Genomic DNA, 25864 nt, shown 5'->3' with positions numbered 1-25864 from the left:
GGGTCCGGCTATCCCTTTTGCCCGCTACTGCAGGAACAGCCCATACTCTCCGGCGGAGTCATCAGCGACTCGGCCAGCACGTATGCCGCCTGCAGCGCCGAGGTGGGGCAGAGGGGGAAACACTCCTTGCAGTCCCAGCATTCCTTGGCTGCAATCTCGGGAATGAAGCTGATCTCCCGGTTAGAACCCCGGTCGACGAAACCGACAGCGTTCTTTTTCTTGATCTCGGCGCAGTACCTGACACACAGGCCACAGTGAATGCAGAAGGAGGGATGTTTTTCAAAGCGATCCTTGTCCGCTCCGTACTCCGTGGCCAGCTCTTTCAATAATTCGGCGTCGGGAGCATGGGCCAGCATCTCTTCTATCAGCACCTTGCGGATTTTGTTCACCTTCTCCGATTTGGTCCTTACCACCAGGTCCTTCTCAACCGGGTAGATGCAGCCGGCGACCAACTTCGGCCAGCCGCGGACTTCAACTTCCACGGTACAAATCCGGCATCCGCCGTAAGGCTCCAGCTTTTCAGAGTGGCAAAGGCTGGGGATGGAGATGCCCACCGTCTTCGCCGCCTCCAGAATTGTCATTCCTTCACTGGCGACAACTTCTTTTCCATCGATCTGCAAGTGGATTTCGCTCATAGTTTTCTCTCACAGGGCTCTTTTTTCTTCAGGGACTGGGGCCGGAACCGGTTCCCCGGAAATTTTCCGCACCGCACCGAATTGTTTCGGGCAGACGTCAAGACAGGTTCCGCACTTGGTACACTTATCCTGGTCGACAATGTGAATCCGCTTCTTGCCCCCCTCGATGGCCTCGGCGGGGCACTGCTTGAAACAGGTGCCGCAGGCCTTGCACTTGTCCGGCTGGATATGAAAGGCGATCAGTTCCTTGCATGAAAGTGCAGGGCACTTCTTATGCCGGATATGGGCCTCGTATTCATCCCGGAAATAGCGAATGGTGCTCAAGACCGGATTGGGGGCGCTTTTGCCCAGTGCGCACAGAGCGGCACCCGTGGACTCTGCCAGTTCCTCCAGAAGCTCGATGTCCCCCTCTTTACCCTTACCGGTGGTGATGTTGGTCAGGACCTTGAGCATCTGCCTGATCCCCTCCCGGCACGGGGTACACTTGCCGCAGGATTCATCCTTGAGGAAGTCGATGAAGTACCGGGCAATATCCACCATGCAAGTATCTTCATCCATGACGATCATACCGCCGGAGCCCATCATCGAGCCCGCTTTCGTGAGCTGATCGAAGTCGACCACCAGATCCAGCTGAGCCTCGGGGATGCAGCCTCCGGAAGGACCGCCGGTCTGCACGGCCTTGAACTTCTTGCCCCCGGGAATACCGCCGCCGATGTTCTGGATGATGTCCTTGAGGGTCACGCCCATGGGAACTTCAACAAGGCCGGTATTGGTGATCTTGCCCACCAGGGAGAAGATCTTCGTCCCCTTGCTCCCCTCGGTTCCGAACTGTGTAAACCAGTCGGCCCCTTTGTTGATGATCTGGGTCACGTTGGCCCAGGTTTCCACGTTGTTAAGCACGCTCGGATGGTCCCAGACCCCCTTGACGGCTGTATGGATGTACTTGGGCCTTGGCTCGCCTGCCCGCCCCTCAAGGGCGGTCATCAGTGCCGAAGACTCGCCGCAGACAAAGGCGCCGGCCCCCATGTGGACCTTGACGGTAAAATCGTAATTGGAGCCGAGGATATTCTTGCCCACAAGGCCGCGCTCCTCAGCCTGCCTGATGGCCAGGTTGATGTTCTCCACGGCCAGGGGATATTCCTGGCGGACATAGATGAATCCCTCATGGGCGCCGACAGCATAGGCGCCGATGATCAGTCCCTCCAGGATTGAGTGGGGATTACCTTCGATAAGCGCCCGGTCCATGAATGCCCCGGGGTCCCCCTCGTCGGCATTGACGATCACGTACTTGATCGGGTCGGGCGCATTGCGGGATTCCTCCCACTTGCGCCAGGCGGGGAAGCCGCCACCACCACGACCGCGCAGGTTCGATTTCTTGATTTCGGCCATGACATCCTCGGGCTTCATCTGAAAAAGAACCTTGGAGAGGGCCGAGTAGCCGCCGATGGCCAGGTAGTCATCGATGCTCTTGGAATCGATCCTGATGTTCTCGCTGAGGATATTGCGCTGCTGGTTCTTGTAGAACGGAATGTCCGATTCTTTGGTCGCCTTGTTTCCTGTCGCCGGGTCCACGTAGAGGAGGCGCTCCACCACCTTCTTCTCCTTGATGGTGTGGGAGACGATCTCGGGAACGTCTTCGGGCTTTACCCGGAGATAGCAGATCTCCTCCGGATAGATCATCACGATCGGCCCCCGCTCGCAAAAGCCGGGGCAGCCCGTTCCCTTGGTGTTCACTTCCGTCGTCAGGTTATGGAATTCAAGCTCCGTCTTGAAAGCGGCAATGACATCTGCCGCCCCCGAGGCAAGACAGCCGGCACCGGCGCAGACTGAGATACAAGGCTTGGCCGGATCTATCTTGGAGATTATTTCCTTCCTGGCGCATTCCAATTTTTCTGGTGAGCTTAACCTTGTCATAATTTGACCCTTAATCACAGTTATTCAACACGGATGCGATCTGGGACGGTGCGATATTGCCATGGTGCTTGCCGTCCACTTCCATTACCGGGCCCAAGGCGCAGCAGCCGAGGCAGTTGACTGTCTCCAGGCTGAACTTCAGTTCTGCGTCGGTTTCCCCCGGTTTGATGCCGGTCGCGTCCTGAACCGTATCCAGGACACGCTGGGCGCCTCGAACATGACAGGCTGTGCCCATGCAGACATGAACCTCATGGCGCCCCTTGGGCACCAGGCTGAAGGCTTTGTAAAATGTGGCTATGTGCTGGATGCGGCTCATGGGAACCTGCAGCTTCTCGGCTACCCGGTTGAGCGCCTCCTTGGGGAGCCAGTGATGTTCGCTCTGAATATCCAGCAGGATCTGGATCAGGGAACTCTCCTCACCGTTGTGCTTGTCAATGATCTGATCTATTTTGGCGATATCCATGGTCCCATTCCTCTTATTGTTCCTACGTTTGATCCACCGTTACACTTGAGCCAGGGCGTAGCGCTTCAGCCTTCGTCGAACCTGATCAACCCGTGCATGGTGGAGGTCTTCAGGTGCCGTGATACTTCAGATGCGTTGAGACCGAGAGCCTGGGCAATTTCGCCGGTGGAAAGCGGCTTATCCTGCAGCAGCAGGGTGATCTGACTTACCGCCAGCTTATTACCCACCAACTCGGCAAAGAGCCTATTCAGTTCATCACTGGCAAAAAACAGGCTGTATGCTTCCTCCGTATCAAACCGCTGCCGCAGCCGTTCCCGTTCCACCAGTTTGATGTAGGGAACCAGTTTGGTGACGGCTTCCAGCTTGAGCTTCAGGGCACTTTCCTCTATTCCTTCCCCCTTGCCCAGTGTCCCATTTCCTTCAGCTTTTTGCCGAAGTCATTCATCACCTCGGCATAACGCATCCCCTCCGAGGCAGAAATCCATTCAAGCCTCAGCCGGTCAGGATTGATCCCGATCTGTTCCAAAAGCTTCTTGGCGATATGTACATTCTTCAATACATCGAAGTTTCCTTCGGTGACATAATGACACTCACCAGGCCAGCACCCACCGATAAATACCCCATCCGCTCCCTTGGAGAAAGCCCGGATCACGAAGGCCAGATCGACTCTGCCGGTGCACATTACACGGATAATCTTTGTTTCAGTTGTATATTGCAGTCTGGAAACTCCAGCCAGGTCGGCAGCGCCGTACGCTCACCAAGTGCAAAGAAAGCCGACAACTCTGGGTTTATCTTCAAATCCGGCAGCCATTGTTTCCTCCTTTCAGGCAGTAGTCCCTGCCTTTCATAAATGGTCTTCCTGATGGGCCGGAAGGGCCGCATCGATCTGGGCAAAAATTTCTTCATCAGTGTAGTGCTTCAAATATATGGCTCCGGTCGGGCACTTGGCATTGCAGAGGCCATCTCCTTTGCAGAGAATCGGCTCAACCCTGGCCTTTTTCCCTTGGGGTGTATCGTGGAACGATATGGCGCCGTATTTACAGGCGGTGATACATGCCCCGCAGGAGACGCAATCGCTCTCGGTCACATCGCAGACGGCCCCGGAAGCGATGACTGTCTCACGGGAGAGGATCCCCACGGCCCGTCCGGCCGCGCCGTATGCCTGGCTGATGGTCTCCGTAAGATGCTTGGGATAATGGGCCGTTCCAGCCAGGAAGACCCCGTCGGCGGCGAAATCAACCGGTCTGAGCTTCACATGGGCCTCCTGGAAGAATCCGTCCGGGTTGTTGGAGACTTTGAAGAATTTCCCGGCATCGGCGCTGGATGGGGAAGGAATGACCGCTGCGGCCAGGACCACCAGGTCCGCTTCAAGCTCCATCATCTGCCCCAGGACCGGATCGGGCACCGTCACTTTGAACCCATTTCCGGCAGCTTCCACCACCGGTTTGGTATCGGCCTCATAACGGATGAACTTGACGTTTTTCTCCGAAGCCTCGCGGTAGTAGGTCTCCTTGAGTCCGTAGGTCCGCATGTCCCTGAAGATGATCTGGATCTCCATCTCCGGATTGATCTCTTTCAGCTTATGTGCGTTCTTGATGGCCTGGCTGCAGCAGACGCGGCTGCAATAGTTACGGTCCGCCTGGCGGCAGCCGACGCACTGGATCATTACCACGCTCTGGGCGCCGGTCACCTTGTCGGTCTTGTCGACGATCTCCCCTTCCAGCTCCAGTTGGGTCAGGACCCGGTCACTGGTGCCGTACAGGTATTCGGTCGGTTTGTATTCCTGGGCGCCGGTGGCGATCACCGCCACCCCGTGCTTCACTTCCCTGGTCCGCCCTTCGGAAACAACCTTGGTGACGAAATTCCCCACGTAGCCGGTGACCTCGGTGATGGTGGCATCGGTCCAGACATGGACCTGGGGATGCCGGTAGACCTTCTTCACCAGTTCCTTCAGGTAGGACTGCACGTCCAGTCCCTCCAGGGTATAGTGGAGCCTGCGCGCATACCCCCAAGATCGTCGTCCTTCTCGATCAGGTAGACCTCGAAGCCCTGCTCGGCCATGTTCAACGCCGCGGTCATGCCGGCAACTCCGCCGCCGACCACCAGCCCGGTGTGATCCACCGGCAGCTGGAACTCCTGGAGCGGCTCCAGATGGGCGGCCCTGGCCACCGACATCCGGACGATCTCTTTGGCCTTTGCCGTGGCAGCCTCTTTTTCCCGGGAGTGGACCCAGGAGCAGTGCTCGCGGATATTGGCAAATTCGAAGAAATACTGATTCAGTCCCGCTTCACGGCAGGTATCCCGGAAGAGCGGCTCGTGGGTCCTGGGTGTACAGGCCGCCAGCACCACCCGGTTCAACCCCTTCTCGACGATGGCATCGGAAATCTGCTTGGCGTTTTCCGTGGAACAGGCGAAGAGGTTCTCACCGGCCCAGGAGACGTTGGGCAGGGTTGCGGCATATTCGATCACTTCGGGAATGTTGACTACCCGGCCGATGTTGGCGCCGCAGTAACAGACGACAACTCCGATCTTCAGTTCCTCCTTGGAGACATCCTTCTCCGGCGGATAGACCCTTTCCCGCTCCAACCTGTGGCGCCGGTAGGAGAGGAGTTGTCCGCAGAGGGCACCTGCACCACTGGCGGTGACGACCGATTCCGGTATGTCCAGCGGGCCCTGGAAAGCGCCGCTGACGAAGACCCCCTTCCGTGAGGTCTCGATGGGGTTGTAGGGGTTATTCTTGCAGAACTTTTGGTCGCTAAGCTCGATGCCGATCTTCTGGGCCAGCATCTCCACATCCTTCGGCGGATTAAGCCCCACCGAGAGGACGACCATGTCGAATTCCTCTTCCTTCACCCCATCATCCAGGGTGGAATAGCGGATGGTGACGTTTTTGCTGCTCTCTATCTCCCGTCCCACCGTCACGTAGCTGCGGATGAAGCGAACATCGGACAGCCGCTCCGCCCGCTGATGGAAACGCTCGAAATCCTTACCGTAGGCGCGGACATCGTTATGGAAGATGGTCGCCTTGAGGTCGGCATCATGATCCTTGGCAAGGATCACTTGTTTCTGGCTGTAGGCACAGCAGACCGCCGAGCAGTAGTTGTTCCCGCCTTCGTTCACCTGCCGCGAACCGACGCACTGGATCCAGGCGATCTTGTGGGGGTGCTTGCCGTCCGAAGGACGCAGGATCTCCCCCTCATAGGGACCGGTGGCGCAGAGAATGCGTTCGAAATCGAGGCTGGTGACCACGTTCTTCATCTGCATAGCCGAAGTCTCCGCGCAGCTTGGGATTGAAGGTTTCGTAGCCGGGGGAGAGGATGATCGCCCCCACTTCAACCACCATGGTCTCCGGTTTCTGATGGAGATCGATGGCATTGGTCTTACAGGCGCCAACGCAGATCTGACACTTCCCTTCCTTGAGATATAAGCAGGTTTCCGGGTCAACGTATGTGACCAGGGGCACCGCTTGGGAGAAGTAGATATGCACGGCCTTGTTTTCTGACAGGTGCTGGTTGAACGGGTCGGAAATCTTTACCGGGCAGTAGTCGACGCAGATGTTGCAACCGGTGCACTTCTCCTCCGAGATGTAGCGCGGTTTCTTGGTCAGGGTCACCTTGAAGTCCCCGGCCTCACCTTCGACCCGGTCCACTTCCGTGTAGGTGATGATCTCGATGTTCGGGTTCCTGGCGCATTCGATGAACTTTGGAGACTCGATGCACATGGAACAGTCGTTGGTGGGGAAGGTCTTGTCCAGTTGGGACATCTTTCCACCAAGGGCCGGCGATTTGTCGACCAGAAAAACCCGGAACCCTGAATTGGCCAGATCCAGCGAGGCTTGGATACCGCTGATCCCTCCACCGACAATCAGTACATCGCCAATATTTCTGTCTTCAGTATTCATAGAAGTTTATCCTTCGACTTGAGTGCTTTTCAATGCTCGGTTGTTCTGACTTGTCAACTCTAACCGTTTAAATCGCTAACCCCTCTAAATCTCCCCTTGTCAGGGGAGACTTCTATGCCTCCCCCTGACAAGGGGGGACTGAGGGGGGTTAGATCACTTCCAGGATGATTTCCGTAAGATCTTTGATCTCGACTGCCTCATGCTCCGCCAGATCCAGGCTGCTGTCTGTAAAGTTGGTGATGCAGTATGGGCATGAAGTTGCCAGAACCTCGGCCCCCACATCGACCGCCTGCCTGAGCCTCAGGTCTGCGAATCGCTCTTCCTTCGGGGTCTCCATCCAGATCCTGCCGCCGCCGCCACCGCAGCAAAGGCTGGCTTCCCGTGAATCGGCCATCTCCAGCAGTTCCAGGCCGGGGACCTTCTGCAGGACCTCCCTCGGCTCGTCGTAGATGCCGTTGTGGCGTCCCAGGTAGCAAGGGTCGTGATAGGTGACCTTCTTTGCAAATTCCTTGCTGATGGTAAGCCGTCCCTCGTTGATGAGTTGGGCGATGAACTGGGAGATGAAAACCACCTCGAAGTGCACCATGAACTCGGGATACTCGTTTTTGAAAGTGTGGTAGCAGTGGGGCGAGGAAACTAGCACCTTTTTCACACCGTTGTCGATGAAGTGTTTGATGTTCTCCTTGGCCAGCTTCTTAAAGAGCTCCTCGTTGCCGGTCTTGCGGATGCTCTCCCCGCAGCAGCTTTCCTTTTCACCGAGGATGCCGAACTCCACCCCCGCCTTGTTGAGAATCTGGGCCGTCGCGGCAGCCACCTTTCTCATTCTCGGGTCGTAACTCAGGTAACAGCCGGTGAAGTAGAGAACTTCCATCCCATCCTTATAGGTCTTGACCGGCAGACCGTTTGCCCATTCAGCCCGCTTGGTCCGTTCCCCCCCCAGTGAGTTCCCCTCGGAGGTCAGGCTGGCCACCACGTTGCGGATGGTACCTGCATGGCCGGGATAGACATCGTATTCAGCACCGACCTTGCGCATGGCAACACCGGCCTCGATCTGGTTCACTCCCCGCGGGCAGCGGCTGGGACAAGTGCCGCAGGTACTGCAGCGCCAGATATCTTCCTGCTCGATCTCTGTCAGGCCGAATGTTCCCTGGCGGACGATCTTGCGCATGCTGAACTTGCGTACCCGGTTCCAGGGGCAGACGGAGTCGCACAAACCGCACTGATAACAGTACTTGAGCGAATCGCCACCCTTTTCTTTTATGACATCGATAATCTCTTTGTATGGAGTTACGGTTTCCACGATAGCACCCATCCTGTTCTGGTTAGCGTTTCTCTTTGGATTTCTGCGCAACCGTATCGGCGACCTTGTCGATGCCGAACCTGCTTATCAACGATTCCAGGCCGATTTCCATCTCGCCCAGTTTCTCTTCTTCCGGTATTACGGCCACTTCCCTTTCGGTGACGCTCAGGGCGCCGACCAGACACCACTTGACACAGAGAGCTCGTCTTCGCCGTCACAGAGGTCGCATTTGAGCGGCAGTCCCGAATCTGGTTCCCGGAAAAGGTCCCTGGACGGGCAGGAAGCCCGGCAAAAGCCGCACTCATCGTACTCCTTGCCGTCGATTATGTATTTGTCCCGGCCGATGCATTCGGATTCCGTATACTCGCCCGCATACAGTGGACATAGATGTCTCTGAGCGGATCACGGACCACCCGGACCCGCGACCGTGCCGGATTGTTGCTGCTGTATTTGGGCATGGCATGGAAGGCCGAGCAGATGACCTCGCAGGCCCGGCAGCCGTTGCATTTATCCGCATCGATATTTATGGTTTTGACTGTTCTTGTTTTCGTATCATTGTTCAAGGTTCTCGCCCTCCACGTTAAGATCTCTGTTGCCGCAGAACCGGCCGTCAATTGGTCAGGATGCCCCGCTTGACGAATTCCTCGCTGACAAAGCCCAGCCCCAGTTCATCCAGGGTTTCCTTGGTGGGGATGCCGTCGTCATTCCACCCCTTGAGCTTATAGTACGAATCCAGCAACTCCTTTTCCAGCTCAGGGAACCGGTTCTTCCAGTGGTTCGCCGGCGGCGTCTCATCGATCCTTCTCATACCCCTACTGATGTTGATGGCCCGTACCAGGGTCCGGTATCTCTTGGCCGCAAGGGTCAGCTTCTCTTCATCCATCTCGATGCCGGCCCCTGCCTCAATGAACTTGGGGTAGTTGTGGATATGGTACGGGGGCTTGAGGGGGAACGAAGAGAGACCCGCGCACTGTCCCAGGGCATCGTCGATATAGTGCATACGCTCCTGCCAGTCGACGATGTCGCAGCACATGTCAACGGTCGGGTAGTGGGGCATGGACTTTTCGCCGCGCGGCTCCCAGTCCAGGAAAATCTGCTTGAACTTCTCGTCGGGAACCTGGAACCAATCCTTGACGAATTCCTCACGCTGCTCCCGCTTCGGATACGGCGCTTGGGGGAACTGCCCTTCGATCTGGGTGATATTGATCTTCTCACCGGTGCAGTACATGAGATAGTAGATTGGGTTGAGCATGGAGAGCTTGAGGGGCAGCTGCTCATGCTTCTTGATGTTGTTGTGGGCGTATTCTTCGGCGCCTTTGCCGATTTCCTGCGCCGCCCAGTAGGTGCCGTTGGCCAACACATCGCCAATCCCATCCCGCCGGACGATCTTGTCCAGGAGGTAGAAGAACTTCTCCTCATTGTCCTCGGGCAGACCAGGGAAGTCTTTTTCTGTCAGAATGCCCTTTTCCAACAGTTCAAAGGCAAAGGCCATGACCTGGGGAGCGGAGAAACCGTCCAGCCCGTATTCCGTAGCCTTCTGGGCGATCCTCAAGCCGAAATCCAGGTCCGAATAGGCAGCCATGGTGTAGGTGAGCTTGGTGAAGCATTTCATCATGTAGGTGGGAAGCCCCTCCATGGAAATGGTAGCGCCGCACTTCATGGGACAGTTATAGCAGCTGATCAGGCGGGTCCGGGCCTTCTCCATGGTCTCCGCCCAGGCATGATCGACCTCTTCGGTCCAGAAATCCTTGCGGCGGGTGCGGGCATTTCCCCAGTTGAAGTTCTCCGTATGCCACTTCTCATCATGGACCTTCATCTCCTGGGGCGAACCCAGCCCGGCCAGAATGGGCATGACGTCGGGGATCGGGTTCTCCTCCCGGTGCTTGATGTAATCGAGCACCTCGTTGCAAAGATCCATATACTCCTGTGGCTTGGCGACACAAAGATCCTTGGTGCCGCGCACGACGACCGCCTTGACCCCTTTGTCCCCCATGACGGCGCCGATGCCGCCACGGCTGGCACTGGAGCGGCCCTGCTCGATGGAAGCATAGTAGACCCGGTTTTCACCGGCCAGACCGATGGCCGCCACCTGGGCCCGCGGCTCATCCAGCTCCTTCTTGATGATCTCCGCCGTTTCGATGGCCCCCTTGCCCTTGAGGTGGGAGGCGTCGCGGATCTCCACCTTGTCGTTGTTAATGTAAAGATAGACCAGGTCGGAGGACTTGCCGCGGAGGATTACCTTGTCATAACCGGCATATTTCAGTTCCGGAGCCCAGAACCACCCATCATGGAAAAGGCCATCAGCCGGGTCTGGGGGGAAATGGTGGACACGATGGTCCGGTTGCACCCAGTAGCCGGCGTGCCGCACAGAAGGCCCGCAGCGAATATGAGAAGATTGTCGGGCGAAAAAGGATCAACTTCAGGAGGGACTCGGTCCCAGAGCAGTTTGGCATTGGTGCCCAATCCGCCCAGATACAGCTCGGTGTCTTTCGGATCTGTCGCCACTCTCTCGATGCTTCCCTTGGTCAGATCAACTTCTAATACATACCCTGTTTCTGCATACCTCATATTGTTACCCCTCGCAGGTTACCTTGATACGGGCTCCGACTAGGAAGGATGCCTCGTTTACGTTCTTTAAGTAATTTAGTACCACAATGCTTATTTTATGTCAAACGTTATTTTATTTTGAGCTATTTTTTAGAAGATCTGTTCTATCTTTGCGCCGGCACCGCTACCAACAAGTGAAAGAGGGTACCGGGCGCACATATCGCTGTTATTTTTTCACCGCCGGCATCAGGCTCTCAATCAGTTCCTCGGTCCAAGGAGTGCCCTTGGCCAATCCCTGGCGCAGCTTGACAAAGTCGATCTCACGGCCGGTCTCCTTGGTGCCTTCATTGAAGGCTCTGAAGCCGGTTCGTGCCTCGTTCATCATGTTCAATGCCAGCCAGGCGCGGGAATTTTCCTTGTTGAGATTCCACGCCTGAAGCTTCGGCTTGCGCAGCTCTTCCAGACTCTTGGTCATGCATTCCGGGAAGGTTTCCAGCAGCTTGGCGCACAACTCATCGACCTTCTGATCCAGCATGGTGAGATCGATTTCCCCTTCTTTGATCTGGCCTGTCCAGCCTTGAAATCAGCACCGGTTTTGAACTCCCCGTGAACTACACGGCCATATTCATCAAGGAAACGGTCGGTGACAACGGTGGGATTTGCTACAAGTTTTCCGCCAACTTTGAGTGCAGGTACCACATCGGCAATGATACCGAGTCGTGCTGCTTTGTGTGCGGAGAATGGCTCACACAGCGTGCCGGAGACCATTGCCTGCTCGCAGCCGATCATCAGCGGGAGGAAATCGGTGGCGCCGCCGATGGCGGCAGAACCATGTTTGGGGCCAGCCTGGCCGAAATTGGCCAAGTCCTGGGCGATACTGAAGTCGCAGGCCATGCCGATTTCCTGGCCACCGCCGATGCGCATGCCGTTGACCCGGCAGACCACCGGCCTGTCACAACCGAGGATGGCGGAGACCATGTCGTTAAAGAGCCGCATGTACTGACGGTACTCCTGGGGGTTGCCGGCATAGTACTCGGCGTACTCCTTGGTGTTGCCGCCGGTACAGAATGCCTTGTCGCCAACTCCGGTAAACACGACAGCATTTACCTCACGGTCGGCGGAAGCTCTGCGGAAGGCGAGGATGGTCGCCTTGACCATTTCCGTCGTGTAGGAGTTGTACTGCTTCGGGTTGTTGAAGATGATCCAGGCATTGTAGATTCCTTCAGCGACGCTGCCGTCGTGGCGCTTGGCCGGGCGTTTCTCGTAACGGACCATGCCGTCGCAGAGGCTCTCCACATCACGGTCGATCAGGTTATGATCGATCAGGTGTCCCGGTGCGGTTCTGGCAATTATCTCATCTGTTGTGGCCATTATCTTTCCCCCTTATTTTTATGTTGCTTGCAACATCGATTTACAAAACAACGTTACATTATTTATGTAAATTGGTACTACAATACCATTTTACTGTCAAGCATTTTTTCTTTCTCTTTTTATTTTTCCCGAACAGCGTCCACACCGAGTGAAGCGAGCGGGATTAAACCGGTGCCCCTTTCTTCTTTATGCCCTTCCTGTTACCGTTGCTCAGATATTTTCTCAAACCGCTTGCCATTCAATGGTAATTATGGTACCTAATTACCAAGTTATACGAAATGCCTGTTACCGGACGTTTAACAATTTTCTAAAGCCGGCACCCTCCCTTCGAAGGTGCGACCAATGCTTTAACAGCCTGTCAGACATTGCAGAAGTGAGCGACTATATGAGCAACAATCTATTGATCAGGAATGCCCTGCCAAGCGATCTCGAAGCCATCATCTCTTTGGATCGGACCACTCCCGATGCGGACAAGGCCGATTATTGGCAAGGGATTTTCGAGCACTATGTGGTAAAAGGAAGAGCCGACCGTATTTTTCTCGTGGCCGAAAAGGCCGGCACGGTCATTGGGTTCATAGTTGGCGAGGTACGGGCTTGGGAGTTCGGCTCGCCGCCGTGCGGGTGGGTCTTCGCCCTGGCAGTATCTCCCGATGTGCGCGAGCAGGGAACGGGCAAGAAGATGTGGGATGAGATATGCAGTCGCCTGAAAAAGACAGGTGTCTCTACGGTCCGGACCATGGCAAATCTGGACCAGAAACTGACCCTGTCTTTTCTTCGAAGCATGGGGTTGCGTACCGGCCGCTACATCGAACTGGAAAAGCAGCTTGATTGAAGGCAATCCATCAACCTTGTCTGAACAGGAGCACACCTGATATGAAACTGAATAAAGCCAGCCTGTTGGGGCTTATAGCGGTGCTTGAACTGGCCGATGACCCGGAACAACAGCTTTCTACTACCGATATCGCCGAGAAGTACGATATTTCCACCCATCACCTGGCAAAGGTTATGCGGAACCTGGTGCACAAAGGGGTGGTTCAAGCCATGCGCGGCGTCGGCGGGGGCTACCGCTTTGCCGGCAACCCGAACCGCACGACCCTCCTGGATATCATCCAGCTCTTCGAAACCATGGAATCGGAGCTCGACCTTCCCCATTGGAACAAGGCCGCCGATCCTATTATTTCTGAGCTGCAAAGCATCACCAACGAAATCGATGATGTGACCAAGGCGATACTGGAAACCATCACCCTGGCCGCCGCCTTGAAAAATATGCATCTGCGTAGCGAAGCCGGCAAAAAGGCAGGCTCCTCGTCCTGACTCTCCCCTTCCGCAACCAACCTTAGCAGATCATCCCTGCCATGCTGCGGCTCCTCGACTTGGGCCCAGCTGGGCCTGTGTCGCCGCGCCTTGCCGGGATCAAAATCCCTCAAAATTGTTGCTGAGAACTAACAGCACGGGGCACTAGCGCTCGAAATCGAACTCGACGGTATAGGTGTCCGATTCCCTGGAATAGGTCAGCGGATGCCCCAGCCGCCTGTGATAGGCGAGCATCGCCTCATTGCCCGATAGTATCTCCGCTTGAAACCCCTTGATTCCCTGTCCTTTTGCATGGCGCTCCAGCTGGGCCAGCAGGTAGCGGGCCATGCCCAGCCGCCGATAGTCCTCATGGACTACCACTGCCGTTTCCGCCATGTTGCTGCGCGGATTGGCCGCATAGCGAGCCACGGCGACAATCTTCTCCACATTTTCATCTTCCTGCTCAAAAACAGCCAGTGCCATGCGGCTCTGGTAATCGACGCAGCATAATTTTGCCGCCTCCAGATGGGCAAGCTGCTGCTTCGGCCCGAAATAACGGTTGTATATTGTCTCCGGCGAATGACTGTAGAAAAATTCTTGCAGTGCCCGTTCGTCCGTAGCCTTGAGCGGCCGTACCAAGAGCCGCTTCTTGCCGAACAACTTCTGCTCTTCCAGCTCCTTAGGGTAGCGGTCCAAAGCCTGCTGCCATACCTGCTCATCCTCGTAGACATATTGTTTCTTTTTGACGAACTCCAAAAGCTCCCGGCGAAAATCGGGATGGGCGATGGAAATCAGCGCCAGTGCCCGTTCCCGGATGGTCTTGCCGTGCAGATAGGCAATGCCGTACTCGGTGACCACGTAATGCACATCACCTCGACTGGTCACCACCCCCGCCCCCTCGTCAAGGCAATGGACAATCCGGCTGATGGAGCCGTTTGCAGCAGTGCTGCGCACGGCGACGATCGGCTTGCCCCCCCGGCTCATGGCCGCGCCGCGGATGAAATCCACCTGGCCGCCAATGCCGCTGTAAAACCGGTATCCCAGGCTGTCAGCGCAGACCTGGCCGGTCAGGTCCACCTGAAGCGCCGCATTGATCGCCACTACCTTGTCGTTTCGGGCAATGACCCTGGGATCGTTGACGAAGTCAGATGGATGGAAGGCGATAGCGGTGTTGTCATCGATGAAATCGTAGAGCCTGCGGGTGCCGGTGACAAAACTGGTGACGGTTTTCCCCGGCAGCACCGCCTTTGCCTTGTTGGTGATGTTGCCGTTTTCCAGGAGCGGAATGAGCTCATCGGTGAACATTTCCGTATGAATACCAGATTATGCTTGTCGTGAAGGAATTTCAGGACGGAGCCGGGGCTGGTACCTATGCCCATCTGTAGGCAACTGCCGTTCTCCACCAGCCGGGAAATGTGGTAGCCGATCTGCAGGGCCACCTCGTCCGGTTCGGGGATTTCCAATTCCAGAATGGGGCTGTCCACTGCCACCAGGTGGTGAAGTTGGCTCAGATGCACCTGGGCATCGCCGTGGGTGCGGGGCATGCGGGGATTGATTTGGGCGATGACCAGCTGTGCCCGATCCAGGGCTGCGCGCTGGATATCCACGCTGACCCCCATGCTGCAGTAGCCATGACTGTCCGGAGGCGAGACCTGCAGCAGCATGGCCTGGTTCCCCCGCTGGCCGCTCCTGATCAGTTCGGGGATCTCGCTGAGGAAAATCGGGGTGTAATCGGCTCTCCCCTCGCAGACCGCCTGCCGCACCTTTTTGCTGATAAAAAAAGAGTTATACCGGAAATGGCCGGCAAATTCCTCCTGGAGATAGGCAGCATCGCCATAGGTGAGCAGCTGGATGAGTTCCACATCATTCAACCGGTCAGCCCCACGGCAGAGGGCCGCTACCAGTTCCTGGGGCGCAGCACAGCCCGACCCCACGAACACCCGCCAGCCCGATCGAATATGCGCAACCGCCTCATCGGGAGTTATCGCCATGCGTCCGTACTTCGTCAAAATATCGCCATTCATCAGCCCTCCCCCCTGGTCACTGTCCACACTATCTCCCAGACCTCGTGAAACGGCAGTATCCTTATATATCACAAGTCGGCCCGTTAACAATAAACCGGTGGCCCCTGTGATTGTACAGCAGAATCCCCCTGCCTGTCGCCACATATATCATCACACCTTAAAACAATGTTCTTCCTTCTTTCCAGATTCGGGTAAAACCCGTGTATGCCAGCTGCAAGCAACTCCTCCTCCCCCCCTGAGATCATATGGCCCACATATCCACCCGGTCGTTTTCACCTGATCATTTCTTTACATCCCTTGATCAAAATTTTACACATCGCCATTATTTACAACTTAGTAAAACAAGGTAACAGAAAAATAATATCTTGTTTTATTCTTTTATTACGCAAAGTTGCAATAATTATTTCCCTGTTTTTATTTATTGGGTTCCTAATTTGCAAAACATTATTTTACTAAATCAGCATCGACATCCAAGGAGGTGCATCATGCCTTACAACCTGAATCTGCCGGAACAATTCAATGCGGCCGACTATTTCATTGACCGCAATATCCGCGAAGGACGCGCTAATAAAACGGCAGTGCTCTGTGAGGAGCGGGCTTTCACCTACGGACAGCTCCAGGAAAATGTCAACCGCTTCGGCAACGCCCTCAAATCCCTCGATGTCCGCATGGAAGAACGGGTCGCACTGCTCCTCCTGGACACGGAAATTTATCCCCAGGCCTTTTTCGGCGCCATCAAGATCGGCGCGTCCCCATCTGTCTCAATACCATGAACCGCTCCAAGGATTTCGAATATTATCTCAATGACAGCCGGGCACGGGTGCTGGTTGTGGACTCCTCGCTGCTGGAACTGATCGAGCCGATCCGCAACAACCTGCTCTTTGTCAGACAGATCATCGTCGCCAATGGTGAAGCGCCTGCCGGTGATCTCTCCCTGGACCAACTCACAGCCAATCAGTCAACTCACCTGGAAACGGCGCCCACCTGCAGCGATGACGCCTGTTTCTGGCTCTACAGCTCCGGCTCCACCGGCTCGCCCAAGGGCACGGTCCACCTCCAGCACGACATGGTCTATGCCACCGAAACCTACGGCAAGCAGGTGCTCGGCATCAAAGAAGACGACTACTGCTTTTCCGCTGCAAAACTGTTCTTCGCCTACGGCCTGGGTAACGGCCTCTACTTTCCCTTCGGCGTCGGCGCCACAGCAATCTACCTGCCGAAAAGACCAACCCCCGATCAGGTTTACGGCACCATTCATCGCCATCGACCACCCTCTTCTTCGGCGTGCCGACCCTCTATGGCCAGATGCTGGAAGCGGAAGGAAGCATGAATAATGTCAGGCTGTGCGTTTCGGCAGGAGAAGCACTCCCCGGAGATTATATCAATCGCTGGAACGACCGTTTTGACCTGGACATTCTGGACGGCATCGGCTCTACCGAAATGGCCCACATCTTCATCTCCAATCTTCCCGGCGACATCCATGCCGGCAGCTCCGGCAAGGTAGTTCCCGGCTATGAAGCCCGCATCGTTTCCGAGGAGATGACCGACGTGGCGCCGGGAGAGATCGGCACCCTGCTGGTCAAGGGGGACAGCGCCGCCGCCTTTTACTGGAACAAGCACCAGAAGACCCGCCAGACCATTATGGGACAATGGGTCAATACCGGTGACAAATATTACCAGGACGAGCAGGGCTACTTTTATTGTGCCGGGCGCTCCGACGATATGCTCAAGGTGGGTGGGATCTGGGTATCCCCCAACGAAGTGGAGTCTTGCCTGATCAAGCATCCTGCCGTTCTGGAGTGTGCCGTCATCGGCGCTCCCGATGAAAATAACCTGATCAAACCCATGGCGTTCGTGGTGCTGAAAAAGCCCGATCAATCCGCAACGCACATGGAAGCGGAACTGCAGGATTTCGTCAAATCATCCCTCGCCCTCTATAAATATCCGCGGTGGGTCCGCTTTCTCGAGGAGCTCCCCAAGACCGCCACCGGAAAAATCAAGCGTTTTGAGCTACGCAACATGGTCTATAGCCAGGCAGCCTGACCGATTGGTGTCGACACGCGCTAACAGGAGAAAGATATGCGGACTTTGAACAAGATAGTGATCACCCTCTGCCTGCTGTTTCTGGCCGGCTGTGCCGGTACTAACACCGGTTCCTCCAGCAGGCGTGACTATGTTGAGGTGGCCAATCCTGCCTTCACCATGTCCCCCAATGCCCCCGAAACCATCTGGGTTCCGCGGAGCTATGTGGACAGCGGCGTACCCCGGGGAAGCGAGCTGGCTAAACAAGGCTATGAGGCCATCAAGGGCTCGACGCCTGTACCAGCCGGGGAGGCAGGCATAGTTGCACCGGGCGGCAACCCGGCCGCACTCATTCCCCGTTTCGGACTGGTCGTAGCGGTGGATAAGGACAAGGTCTACTTCAACCTGGGCCGGGAGGCAGGAATCAACATCGGACAGAAACTGAAGGTATTCCGTGGGGGAACTGTCGTTGAAGGACTTGGACTGGCGCCGGGTGAAGCGGTGGGCACGATTGAAGTCCTTGGCTTTGTCGGTAGCAAAGGAGGTTATGGAGTCATGAAGCAGGGAGGCCCTGCACAGATGAACGATCTGGTTGGCGGAAATTGACACGAAGGGGGAGCAGTAGAAGAAATTTGGTGAGGCAGTTTATTAACCACAGTGACGTTTAGACACTGATGCAATGAAGGAGGCAACTGTGATTAAAAGATTAGGTTTGTCGGCAGCAACACTCTTGCTCTTTGCAGCACCCGCCCTGGCGGAAGAAACAGCCCCGTACAACTGTGATTATTCACCATCATGCGAAGTGGCTCCAGGTGTCTACGGCGCCATGGCTTCGCCGGTAAAGAGCAAGTTCAATCTTTCCGTCGGCGGCTATGTCAAACTCGACTATGCCCATAACACCAATGCCGTCGGTCCCCGCAGTCCGGTAGCTTTTCAAAACCTCCCCATCAACGGCAGCAAGGATGAATCGATCTTTACCGCCAAGCAGTCCCGGCTCTGGTTCAAGGTAGCGGGTCCGACCTTTCTGGGGGCAAAAACCAACGCCCTTGTCGAGGCAGACTTTTATGGCGGAGGTTCAGCCGCCACAACGAACGAAAACCCCAACTTCAGGCTGCGCCATGCTTACGGCAGCCTGGACTGGGCCAACACCCAGGTGCTGTTCGGTCAGTTCTGGGATGTTTTCGGCCCGGCCGCAGCCGATACCATCGATTTCTCCCAGGGTAGCTCAACCGGCGCTCCCAACAACCCACGGGTACCCCAGATCCGCCTGACCCAGAAATACAATCTGAACGCAGACAACTCCCTGAAGCTGGTCCTTTCCCTCCAGAACCCGGGCCAGGACAGCGCTTCGGTCGCTGCCGCCTCATTCTCCAAAACTGGCGGTTACGGCAGCATCGTTAACGCAGCCGGACAAATCATGTTCTCCAGCAAAGCACTCGGTGTTTCGCCCGGATTCATGGGCCTCGGCATGAGTCCGCTTCAGGCTGGCCTGTTCGGCCTTGGCGGCAGGCAAAAAATCGCAGGGAACCACCAGGTTGATGTGTATGGCTACGGCGTCTACGGCTTTGTCCCGCTCCTCAAGTCCAAGGACGGTAAAAACCGGGCCATGACCATGTCCCTTGAGACCCAGGCCTACATCGCCTCAGGGATGGACATGCAGGGGGCAACTGCCCTGTCGGTTGTCGGATCTAAACCTGACCTGACCGGCGCCAAGGGATACGGCTATTATGGCCAGCTCAAATTCTATCCGACCCAGGATATGGGGATCACCGGTGGCTACAATCGCCGCAGTGTGCTTAATTCCGATAACTACAACGGCCTTTCCGCTGCCACCATAGGTCTCAGCCAGGGCGCCGTAAACGGAGTCGAGCGGTATAACGAGCTTATCTACGCCAACATCACCTATGATCTGAATGCGGCAATCAGGCTGGCCACCGAATTCGAGCACAACAAAACCCAGTATATGGCCACAACCACCGGCGCAGCTACCACCGCCAGCGGTCAGAACAATATTGTCCGTTTCGCTGCCTATTATTTCTTTTAAAACTCTTAATGCTTGAAATGTGATGACCATGGGCACTCTGCACAGGGTGCCCCCACTTTCACGGACTCCCCCTGTGAAAAGAACGCCAGAGCTTCATCTTGATTCCGTACTCGTAGCAATGTCCCACAAGACTTCACCCGGGGCCGATTTACCAGCTTAAACATTATTTAGCAGATGAATTTCAAAGATCAGCTGCTTGACCATGGTGTAAGTGTAAGGTCGAAGCCTTTCCATCACCAGGCAAACTTGGAGGAACAAGTACATGCGCGAAGAACCTCTATCCTACGCCCCTTTCACCACCTCCGACAGTTTCGGGCCTTTCGGCAATTTGCTATTGAGATTGTCGCGTGCCCTTGCCCTTGCTGGTGGACTGGTTTTCATGGGACTGGTGATAATGTCTCTGGTCTCCGTTGTCGGCCGCAAGCTCTTCAGCTTTGCCGTACCCGGAGACGTGGAAGTCCTGCAAATGTGTGCAGCACTGGCCCTGTCGACCTTTTTTGCCTACTGTCACCTGATCCATGGTGACATCAAAGTTGATTTTTTCACCCATAAAATGGCGCCGCACAAGGTAGCGCTTCTCGATTGCCTTGGTTCGCTGATGGTCGGCCTGTTCGGCGCCTTGATCGCCTGGCGGACTGCCGCCGGAGCCCTGGCACTGAAAGAGGTTGGGGAAACTTCGGCCATCCTCAGCTGGCCCGTCTGGATCCCCCAGGCACTCATGGTACCCGGTTTCGTACTGCTGGCCGTGGCCGGCTTTTACATGAGCATCCACCAGCTGCGCCTGGCCGTCTGGAGGTCCTTATGAGCGGCACGCAGATCGGTTTCCTCATGTTCGCGGTGATGATGGGCCTTCTGGTCATCCGCATTCCCATCGGCATTGCCATGTTCACCGTGGGCGCCGGCGGTTATTTCTTTCTTTCGGGCTGCGAGCTTCAGCCGCTCATGGCCACGCTCAAGAACCTCGCCTATGCCAGGCTGTCCAATTACGACCTGGTGGTGATCCCGTTGTTTCTGCTGATGGGGCAATTTGCCACCCATGGCGGCCTCAGCAACGCCCTCTTCCGCTGCGTCAGCGCATTTATGGGGCACCGCAAGGGGGGAATCGCCATGGCGGCCATCGGCGCATGTGCCGGATTCGGCGCCATCTGCGGCTCATCACTGGCCACCGCCGCCACCATGGGACAAGTTGCCCTTCCGGAACTCCGCCGCTACGGCTATTCAGGTTCGCTCGCCACCGGCTGCCTGGCGGCCGGTGGCACGCTGGGCATCATGATCCCCCCTCGGTGCCGCTGGTCATCTACGCCATCCTCACCCAGGAGTCCATCGGCAAGCTGTTCATGGCCGCGGTCCTGCCGGGCATCATCGCCATGCTCGGCTATATGATCGTCGTCAGGATTCTCACCACCATCAATCCTGCCGCCGGTCCGGCCGGCCCCAGCGTCCCCTGGTCGGAGCGCCTGCGCAGCCTGATGCTGGTAACGCCGGTGCTGATTGTCTTTGTTGTGGTCATCGTCGGCATCTACGGCGGCTGGACCAATCCCACAGAGGCAGCTGCCATCGGCGCTGCTGCCTGCGGCATTCTCGCCGTCGTCACCGGGGGCATGCGTCTGCAGGGGGTAATCGAAAGCGCGGTCGGCACCGCCCAGGCCACGGCGATGATTTTCCTGGTGCTGCTCGGCGCCGACATGCTCAACACCGGGCTTGCCGTCTCCCAGATGCCGACCGAACTGGCGACCTGGGTGCAGAACTGCGGTCTGTCTCCCCTTCTCATCATGATCATGATCCTTTTGATCTATATCTTCCTGGGCTGCGTCATGGACTCCCTGGCCATGATCCTGCTCACCATTCCCATCTTCTATCCCATCGTCATGGGATTGAATTACTGGGGTCTGGCGCCGGAAGACAAATCCATCTGGTTCGGCATTCTGGCCCTGATGGTAGTAGAGATCGGCCTGGTGCACCCGCCGGTGGGAATGAACGTCTACATCATCAACCGCCTGGCCAAGGACGTTCCCCTTACGGAAACTTTCAAGGGAGTGATGCCGTTCCTGTTCTCCGATTTCGTGCGCATTGCCCTGTTGCTATTTTTCCCCATCATATCCCTGTACCTGGTACATACGTTCCAACCCTGACCCCAAAGAGGAGGCCTGTCATGAAACAGCTGAAAAAATTGATCATGTTGTCCATTGCCGCCACGTTGCTTGTATCCGTCCCGGCCGGTGCCGCATCGGACGTGGTAACCCTTAAGGTGCACCATTTCCTGCCGACCAGCTCCAATTTCCATCAAAAAATACTCCTCCCCTGGTGCGAGAAAATAAGCAAGGAGTCAGGTGGCAAGCTCAAGTGCCAGATCTATCCTTCCATGCAGCTGGGGGGTACCCCGGCACAACTCCTGGACCAGGTCCGTGACGGGGTAGCCGACATCGTCTGGACCTTGCCCACCTATCAGGCGGGACGCTTCACCAAGGCCGAAGTCTTCGAACTGCCGTTCATGGCAAAGAGTTCCGAAGGCGGGAGTCAGGCCTTATGGGAATATGTCCAGAAAAATGCCCAGGATGAATTCAAAGGCACCAAGCTGCTCTTCACCCATTTGCATGACGGCAACCAGATGCACTTCGGCAAGAAATCGGTCAAGACCCTGGAAGACCTGAAGGGGCTGAAACTTCGTGCACCAAGCCGCATCGGCTCCAAGACCCTGACGGCGCTCGGCGCAGTGCCGGTGCAGATGCCGGCGCCGGCCGTTCCCGAATCCATTGCCAAAAGCGTGGTGGACGGAGCCAGTATCCCCTGGGAGGTAACCACGGCCTTCAAGCTGCAGGAAATCTGCAAAACCCACACGGAAACCGGTCCCGGACAGGCCAAGCATGCCTACTCCATCTTCACCTTCGCCATGAACCCGGCCAAGTACAACCGTCTGTCTCCCGAATTAAAGAAGGTAATCGACAACAACAGTGGCCTTGCAGCATCCAAGTGGGCGGGCAGGACCTTCGACAGCTTTACGGTGGCGGCGAGAAAGATCGCAGTCGAGCGCCGCAACACCTTCAATGTCTTGACCGATGCCGAATACAAGCGCTGGGTGAAAGCCTGCGAAAACGTGGATAATGACTGGATCAAGGAGGTCAATGCCAAAGGGGGCAACGGCGTGGCCCTGTTGAAGGATGCCAGGGCGCTGCTCAAAAAGTATCATGATTGATTGTCTGCCTGGAAACGGGCATTTGATTTTGTCTGTCTACGGGCGGCGGCTCAAGCCCCGCCCGTATTCGTCTGATCACATCTCCTGCCGTTCAAGGCACTGCCATGACCGGCTCTCTTGCAGACGCTGCCACCCATGTCTTGAAATTGAGGCTGTGACACTTACGATACAGACAGCCTGATGAAAAAACGATGAGGTGAATGTGGACCGACTCCCAACGGAGCTGTCCCTGTCCCAGGTGGACCGGATAGTGCGCGAACGGCTGTCCCGACTGGATATCTCCCTGGGGGAGGAGTTCCTGGCCCAGGTCAGGGGGGCACTGGAACCGCTGCAGGGTAGCATCGATATAGCCCGAGGCGAGCTTAGGTCACTGGTTGCCATGGCTACCGCTGCAGAAGAGCTGGCTGTCCTGCGTTCCATCAATGAACAGCTGGTCGGCGTGGCCAGTGACCTTTTCCTAGCCACAGGCTCGGCACCGATGGTTCAGGAGATCTGTACGGCCGCCAGGGAAGCGATTGTAGAACGGGTGCTGGAGTTGGCCCGCCGGGAGCTCTATTTCGCCGGGTCCTACTGCGAGGCCCCCCTGTCGCTTTTCGCGGTCGGCAGCGCCGGCCGAAGGGAAGAACTGCTGTTTTCGGACCAGGATTACCTCTTTCTCCATGGCTCTGGCGAAGTCATATCCGTGCAAATGGGGGAGGAGCCAGGCGATTACTTCGCCAGACTCGGCTCGGTATTCGTGAATAAACTGGAGGCAGTCGGCATCAGCAGATGCAGCGGCGGCATCATGCCGGTCAATGAGGCATGGCGTGGATCCGTGCAGCAATGGGAGAGCCGACTTTCCCACATGCTCCGCCTGGAAAGGAGCGACTGGGAAAAGAGTATCGTCAATCTCATCGCCCTGATGGACGTCCGCTTCATCTGCGGCGACCGTGATCTGGGCCTTGGCTTCGGCAAATCGGTCCGGTCACGGGTGAGAGAGAACCCCCAGGCCATCAGGCACATGGCCAGAGTCGTCAGTTCCATGCGGCTGTCCAAAGGGTTCCTCAGGCGATTTGTCGTCGAGGCCGACGGGCTGCACCGGGGAGAATTCAATATCAAGGTCATGGCCTGGATGCCGCTCGTGATGTGCATCCGGCTGCTGGCGGTCCACGTGGGTATAGAGGAGACTTCCACCCCGGCCAGGATCGACCGGCTGAGGGACACAGGTCGCCTGACGGACCAGATGGCAAGCGAGCTGGCCGACGCCTATCATGTCATCACCGGCCATCGACTTCTGCAGCAAAACAGGCTGCGCAAAAGAATCATCGATGACGCCTGTTATATCAATCCACACGAACTCCCGGGACCTGAACGGGAACGGTTGAGAAAGGCCATCGGCATCATCGACGACCTGCAGAACATGATCCGCAGCGAGTTTTCCATGGCGACTTCGGCTGATCGTTTTATCAATCGCAGCTGCTGACCAGCATCCAGGCAGGCTGAAGTGCGGGACTTATGGCACACACCGGTACAAAAGAAATCCTCTGGTCGCGAACCTTTACCCTGACCACCCTGGGGATGTTTTTTCTCTTCATCCCCTTTGCCCTGTACCTTCCGGTCATGCCGGTCTACCTGCTGAAAGAGCTGCACAGCTCAATGGAGGCCGCCGGTGCCGTCAACGGCATTTTTCTTATTGCCGCTGTCCTCTTCCGCGCCCAGACAGCCCGGCTCGAAGCACGGTTCGGCAGCCGCCGCGTGCTTCTGGCAAGTGGATTTCTCTTCGTGGCGACCAACCTCCTTTATCTTTCGGCCACAACGGTGACAGGGGTCATGCTGATCAGATTTTTCAGCGGAGCCTGCTTTGCCGTGGCAAATACCGGCATCCAGGCCATGGGCAGCCGCCTGATACCCAGGTCGAGGACAGGTGAAGGACTGGCCTATATTACAACCATGGTGCTGGCCGGTGGCGCCATAGGTCCCTATATCGGCTTGAGCCTGTCACAGGCTTCGGGATATGAAGCGGTTTTCGTCTTTAGTGCCCTGGTCAGTTTGCTGGGCATGCTGATTCTCTGCTCAATGAAAATCCCCGACGAGCGACCGCAAATTCAACCAGGATTCTCTTTTCAAGGTTTATATGAGGGTAAGGCTGTTCCGGTATCGCTGATCGTTCTGGTGATTGCCATGGCCTATGGCGGGGTACTGACCTTTGTCGCGGTCTATGCTGCGGAACTGCAACTGCCGGCCGTGGCCAGTTATTTTTTTGTGGTGATGGCGATCGTCTCCGTTGCCACCCGGCTTATAACCGGGCGTATGTATGATCGCTTCGGACCCGATGCCACAATCTACCCTGCCATTGTATCCATGGCAGCCGGTCTGCTTCTACTGGGCTGCATCCAGTCTACTGCAGGCATGCTGTGGGCTGCAGCTTGATCGGTACGGGTTACGGCATGGCCGTGCCCGCCATCCAGACCCTGGCGATACAAATCTCACCCCCACACCGGGCCAGTGAGGTAACCGCCACCGTCTTCACCTGCCTGGACGGGGGAGTCGGTCTGGGGGCCTACCTCCTGGGAGGAAGTATCCTTGCCTTCGGTTACGCCAACGTGTATCTTTCACTGGGGCTGCTGACCCTTGCCTGCACACCTTTTTATTACATCGTGCGCCAGGCGGGAAAGGCCGATCTCAAAGAACGAATCCCGGAAAAGGAATTCCCATGACAAGCCATTTTCGCTACTACCTGCGGGTCCGCTATGCTGATTGTGATATGCAACGGGTTGTATTCAACGCCCGCTATGGGGAATACACTGCCGTGGCCATCTCCGAATTCATGCGCGCCTTAGGCCTGCGCCAGGAATTCAGCAGCGGCACATATGGCTTCCAATGGGTCAAGCAGACCACCGCATGGAAAGCTCCGGCGCGTTTCGATGATGTCATCGAGGCTGCCGTCTGGACCAGGCACATCGGCACCACCTCCTTCACCCTCGCCACCGAATTCCGTATTGCTGGACAGGATGCCCTACTGGCCACGGTGGAATCAGTCCTCGTCCTCATCGATGAGCGGACCATGCAGAAGACCCCCCTCCTGGAGCGCCACAAGGAAGCGTTAATAGCCGGGCGCCCGGGATGATTACGGACCATGCCGGCTATCTTTCAAGAGAAGATTGAGTGTCCTGAGGAC

General features: G+C 56.4%; 22 protein-coding genes and 5 pseudogenes. 13 read left to right on the top strand and 14 right to left on the bottom strand.

The annotated features are described in order from the left end of the window. Positions 1-8 precede the first annotated feature (8 nt). From JCM15764_RS17345 to oah, 12 genes and pseudogenes are all read right to left on the bottom strand, one after another. Complete coding sequence (locus JCM15764_RS17345; RefSeq protein ID WP_054697974.1) at positions 9-635, bottom strand: 2Fe-2S iron-sulfur cluster-binding protein; 627 nt, start codon at positions 633-635, stop codon at positions 9-11. A 9-nt stretch (positions 636-644) separates the two neighbouring features. Next, on the bottom strand, positions 645-2549 hold the full coding sequence (locus tag JCM15764_RS17340) for an NADH-ubiquinone oxidoreductase-F iron-sulfur binding region domain-containing protein (RefSeq protein WP_054697972.1): 1905 nt from the start codon (positions 2547-2549) through the stop codon (positions 645-647). A gap of 10 nt (positions 2550-2559) precedes the next feature. Further along, positions 2560-3012, bottom strand: coding sequence for a complex I 24 kDa subunit family protein (locus tag JCM15764_RS17335; RefSeq protein WP_012645318.1), 453 nt, complete (start codon positions 3010-3012; stop codon positions 2560-2562). A gap of 39 nt (positions 3013-3051) precedes the next feature. Beyond that, positions 3052-3823: pseudogene (locus tag JCM15764_RS17330) on the bottom strand (hydrogenase iron-sulfur subunit). A gap of 33 nt (positions 3824-3856) precedes the next feature. Beyond that, a complete protein-coding gene (locus JCM15764_RS30675) occupies positions 3857-4978 on the bottom strand; it encodes a CoB--CoM heterodisulfide reductase iron-sulfur subunit A family protein (protein WP_500778435.1) in 1122 nt (373 codons plus the stop codon). Further along, positions 4963-6276: an FAD-dependent oxidoreductase gene (locus tag JCM15764_RS30670; RefSeq protein WP_500778434.1), complete on the bottom strand. Its 1314-nt coding sequence runs from the start codon at positions 6274-6276 to the stop codon at positions 4963-4965. Before JCM15764_RS30670 ends, JCM15764_RS30675 begins: the two co-directional genes overlap by 16 nt. Then, the gene (locus JCM15764_RS30665; RefSeq protein ID WP_500778433.1) at positions 6209-6913 is read right to left on the bottom strand and encodes a DUF362 domain-containing protein; all 705 of its coding nucleotides are present in this window, start codon (positions 6911-6913) and stop codon (positions 6209-6211) included. Before JCM15764_RS30665 ends, JCM15764_RS30670 begins: the two co-directional genes overlap by 68 nt. A gap of 148 nt (positions 6914-7061) precedes the next feature. Beyond that, positions 7062-8225: a (Fe-S)-binding protein gene (locus tag JCM15764_RS17320; RefSeq protein WP_054697969.1), complete on the bottom strand. Its 1164-nt coding sequence runs from the start codon at positions 8223-8225 to the stop codon at positions 7062-7064. A gap of 10 nt (positions 8226-8235) precedes the next feature. Next, positions 8236-8776, bottom strand: a pseudogene (locus JCM15764_RS28750) (4Fe-4S dicluster domain-containing protein). Positions 8777-8823: 47 nt separating this feature from the next. After that, a pseudogene (locus tag JCM15764_RS17310) lies at positions 8824-10781 on the bottom strand (aldehyde ferredoxin oxidoreductase N-terminal domain-containing protein). Positions 10782-10986: 205 nt separating this feature from the next. Then, positions 10987-11295 carry a Clp protease/crotonase-like domain-containing protein gene (locus JCM15764_RS30185; RefSeq protein WP_243689307.1) on the bottom strand — a complete coding sequence of 103 codons (309 nt, stop codon included), beginning with the start codon at positions 11293-11295 and terminating at the stop codon, positions 10987-10989. Then, positions 11232-12131 carry a 6-oxocyclohex-1-ene-1-carbonyl-CoA hydratase gene (oah, locus tag JCM15764_RS17305; RefSeq protein ID WP_243689306.1) on the bottom strand — a complete coding sequence of 300 codons (900 nt, stop codon included), beginning with the start codon at positions 12129-12131 and terminating at the stop codon, positions 11232-11234. The genes JCM15764_RS30185 and oah overlap by 64 nt, the downstream gene beginning before the upstream one ends. Positions 12132-12516: 385 nt before the next feature. On the opposite strand from oah, the gene JCM15764_RS17300 reads away from it, so the two are divergent. Continuing rightward, the gene (locus tag JCM15764_RS17300; protein ID WP_054697966.1) at positions 12517-12963 is read left to right on the top strand and encodes a GNAT family N-acetyltransferase; all 447 of its coding nucleotides are present in this window, start codon (positions 12517-12519) and stop codon (positions 12961-12963) included. A gap of 41 nt (positions 12964-13004) precedes the next feature. Beyond that, complete coding sequence (locus JCM15764_RS17295; RefSeq protein WP_054697963.1) at positions 13005-13445, top strand: Rrf2 family transcriptional regulator; 441 nt, start codon at positions 13005-13007, stop codon at positions 13443-13445. Positions 13446-13589: 144 nt separating this feature from the next. Here the strand turns inward: JCM15764_RS17295 and JCM15764_RS24790 are convergent, their stop codons facing one another. Together JCM15764_RS24790 and JCM15764_RS24785 are read right to left on the bottom strand one after the other, a co-directional pair. Further along, entirely contained in the window at positions 13590-14588 is a 999-nt protein-coding gene (locus JCM15764_RS24790; RefSeq protein WP_243689310.1) for a GNAT family N-acetyltransferase, read from the bottom strand. Beyond that, positions 14525-15475: an acetyl-CoA hydrolase/transferase family protein gene (locus tag JCM15764_RS24785; RefSeq protein WP_243689305.1), complete on the bottom strand. Its 951-nt coding sequence runs from the start codon at positions 15473-15475 to the stop codon at positions 14525-14527. Before JCM15764_RS24785 ends, JCM15764_RS24790 begins: the two co-directional genes overlap by 64 nt. A gap of 458 nt (positions 15476-15933) precedes the next feature. Between JCM15764_RS24785 and JCM15764_RS28745 the strand changes: the two are divergent. The 11 genes and pseudogenes from JCM15764_RS28745 to JCM15764_RS17245 form a co-directional block, all read left to right on the top strand. Continuing rightward, positions 15934-16999 (top strand): annotated as a pseudogene (locus JCM15764_RS28745) (benzoate-CoA ligase family protein); the annotation flags it as partial. Next, positions 16988-17491, top strand: a complete 504-nt coding sequence (locus JCM15764_RS30180) for an AMP-binding enzyme (protein ID WP_439645326.1) — start codon at positions 16988-16990, stop codon at positions 17489-17491. The pseudogene JCM15764_RS28745 and the gene JCM15764_RS30180, both read left to right, overlap by 12 nt. Before the next feature lie 36 nt (positions 17492-17527). Beyond that, positions 17528-18076 (top strand): hypothetical protein, encoded by a 549-nt coding sequence (locus tag JCM15764_RS17280; protein ID WP_054697959.1) that lies wholly within the window; start codon positions 17528-17530, stop codon positions 18074-18076. An 88-nt stretch (positions 18077-18164) separates the two neighbouring features. Then, positions 18165-19514 carry a DcaP family trimeric outer membrane transporter gene (locus tag JCM15764_RS17275; RefSeq protein WP_054697957.1) on the top strand — a complete coding sequence of 450 codons (1350 nt, stop codon included), beginning with the start codon at positions 18165-18167 and terminating at the stop codon, positions 19512-19514. A gap of 262 nt (positions 19515-19776) precedes the next feature. Further along, the gene (locus JCM15764_RS17270) at positions 19777-20319 is read left to right on the top strand and encodes a TRAP transporter small permease (RefSeq protein ID WP_054697954.1); all 543 of its coding nucleotides are present in this window, start codon (positions 19777-19779) and stop codon (positions 20317-20319) included. Continuing rightward, positions 20316-21646: pseudogene (locus tag JCM15764_RS28740) on the top strand (TRAP transporter large permease). The gene JCM15764_RS17270 and the pseudogene JCM15764_RS28740 overlap by 4 nt, the downstream one beginning before the upstream one ends. Before the next feature lie 20 nt (positions 21647-21666). After that, positions 21667-22707: a TRAP transporter substrate-binding protein gene (locus JCM15764_RS17260; RefSeq protein WP_054697951.1), complete on the top strand. Its 1041-nt coding sequence runs from the start codon at positions 21667-21669 to the stop codon at positions 22705-22707. Between the two features lie 202 nt (positions 22708-22909). Beyond that, positions 22910-24169, top strand: coding sequence for a putative nucleotidyltransferase substrate binding domain-containing protein (locus tag JCM15764_RS17255; RefSeq protein WP_243689299.1), 1260 nt, complete (start codon positions 22910-22912; stop codon positions 24167-24169). A gap of 32 nt (positions 24170-24201) precedes the next feature. Further along, a complete protein-coding gene (locus tag JCM15764_RS17250) occupies positions 24202-25116 on the top strand; it encodes an MFS transporter (RefSeq protein WP_243689298.1) in 915 nt (304 codons plus the stop codon). Next, positions 25101-25403 carry an MFS transporter gene (locus tag JCM15764_RS24755; RefSeq protein ID WP_243689297.1) on the top strand — a complete coding sequence of 101 codons (303 nt, stop codon included), beginning with the start codon at positions 25101-25103 and terminating at the stop codon, positions 25401-25403. Before JCM15764_RS17250 ends, JCM15764_RS24755 begins: the two co-directional genes overlap by 16 nt. Next, complete coding sequence (locus JCM15764_RS17245; RefSeq protein ID WP_243689296.1) at positions 25400-25813, top strand: acyl-CoA thioesterase; 414 nt, start codon at positions 25400-25402, stop codon at positions 25811-25813. The genes JCM15764_RS24755 and JCM15764_RS17245 overlap by 4 nt, the downstream gene beginning before the upstream one ends. Positions 25814-25864 lie beyond the last annotated feature (51 nt).

This window comes from Geotalea toluenoxydans JCM 15764, assembly GCF_001311985.1.
GTDB classification, from domain to species: domain Bacteria; phylum Desulfobacterota; class Desulfuromonadia; order Geobacterales; family Geobacteraceae; genus Geotalea; species Geotalea toluenoxydans.
This window is presented reverse-complemented; position numbering and strand designations above follow the sequence as displayed.

Excerpts from the sequence above, each read along its gene's own strand:
- JCM15764_RS17345 (WP_054697974.1), bottom strand. The coding sequence starts at position 635 with ATGAGCGAAATCCACTTGCAGATCGATGGAAAAGAAGTTGTCGCCAGT.
- JCM15764_RS17340 (WP_054697972.1), bottom strand. The coding sequence starts at position 2,549 with ATGACAAGGTTAAGCTCACCAGAAAAATTGGAATGCGCCAGGAAGGAA.
- JCM15764_RS17335 (WP_012645318.1), bottom strand. The coding sequence starts at position 3,012 with ATGGATATCGCCAAAATAGATCAGATCATTGACAAGCACAACGGTGAG.
- JCM15764_RS30670 (WP_500778434.1), bottom strand. The coding sequence starts at position 6,276 with ATGCAGATGAAGAACGTGGTCACCAGCCTCGATTTCGAACGCATTCTC.
- JCM15764_RS30665 (WP_500778433.1), bottom strand. The coding sequence starts at position 6,913 with ATGAATACTGAAGACAGAAATATTGGCGATGTACTGATTGTCGGTGGA.
- JCM15764_RS17320 (WP_054697969.1), bottom strand. The coding sequence starts at position 8,225 with ATGGGTGCTATCGTGGAAACCGTAACTCCATACAAAGAGATTATCGAT.
- JCM15764_RS30185 (WP_243689307.1), bottom strand. The coding sequence starts at position 11,295 with ATGCTGGATCAGAAGGTCGATGAGTTGTGCGCCAAGCTGCTGGAAACC.
- oah (WP_243689306.1), bottom strand. The coding sequence starts at position 12,131 with ATGGCCACAACAGATGAGATAATTGCCAGAACCGCACCGGGACACCTG.
- JCM15764_RS17300 (WP_054697966.1), top strand. The coding sequence starts at position 12,517 with ATGAGCAACAATCTATTGATCAGGAATGCCCTGCCAAGCGATCTCGAA.
- JCM15764_RS17295 (WP_054697963.1), top strand. The coding sequence starts at position 13,005 with ATGAAACTGAATAAAGCCAGCCTGTTGGGGCTTATAGCGGTGCTTGAA.
- JCM15764_RS30180 (WP_439645326.1), top strand. The coding sequence starts at position 16,988 with ATGACCGACGTGGCGCCGGGAGAGATCGGCACCCTGCTGGTCAAGGGG.
- JCM15764_RS17280 (WP_054697959.1), top strand. The coding sequence starts at position 17,528 with ATGCGGACTTTGAACAAGATAGTGATCACCCTCTGCCTGCTGTTTCTG.
- JCM15764_RS17270 (WP_054697954.1), top strand. The coding sequence starts at position 19,777 with ATGCGCGAAGAACCTCTATCCTACGCCCCTTTCACCACCTCCGACAGT.
- JCM15764_RS17260 (WP_054697951.1), top strand. The coding sequence starts at position 21,667 with ATGAAACAGCTGAAAAAATTGATCATGTTGTCCATTGCCGCCACGTTG.
- JCM15764_RS17250 (WP_243689298.1), top strand. The coding sequence starts at position 24,202 with ATGGCACACACCGGTACAAAAGAAATCCTCTGGTCGCGAACCTTTACC.
- JCM15764_RS17245 (WP_243689296.1), top strand. The coding sequence starts at position 25,400 with ATGACAAGCCATTTTCGCTACTACCTGCGGGTCCGCTATGCTGATTGT.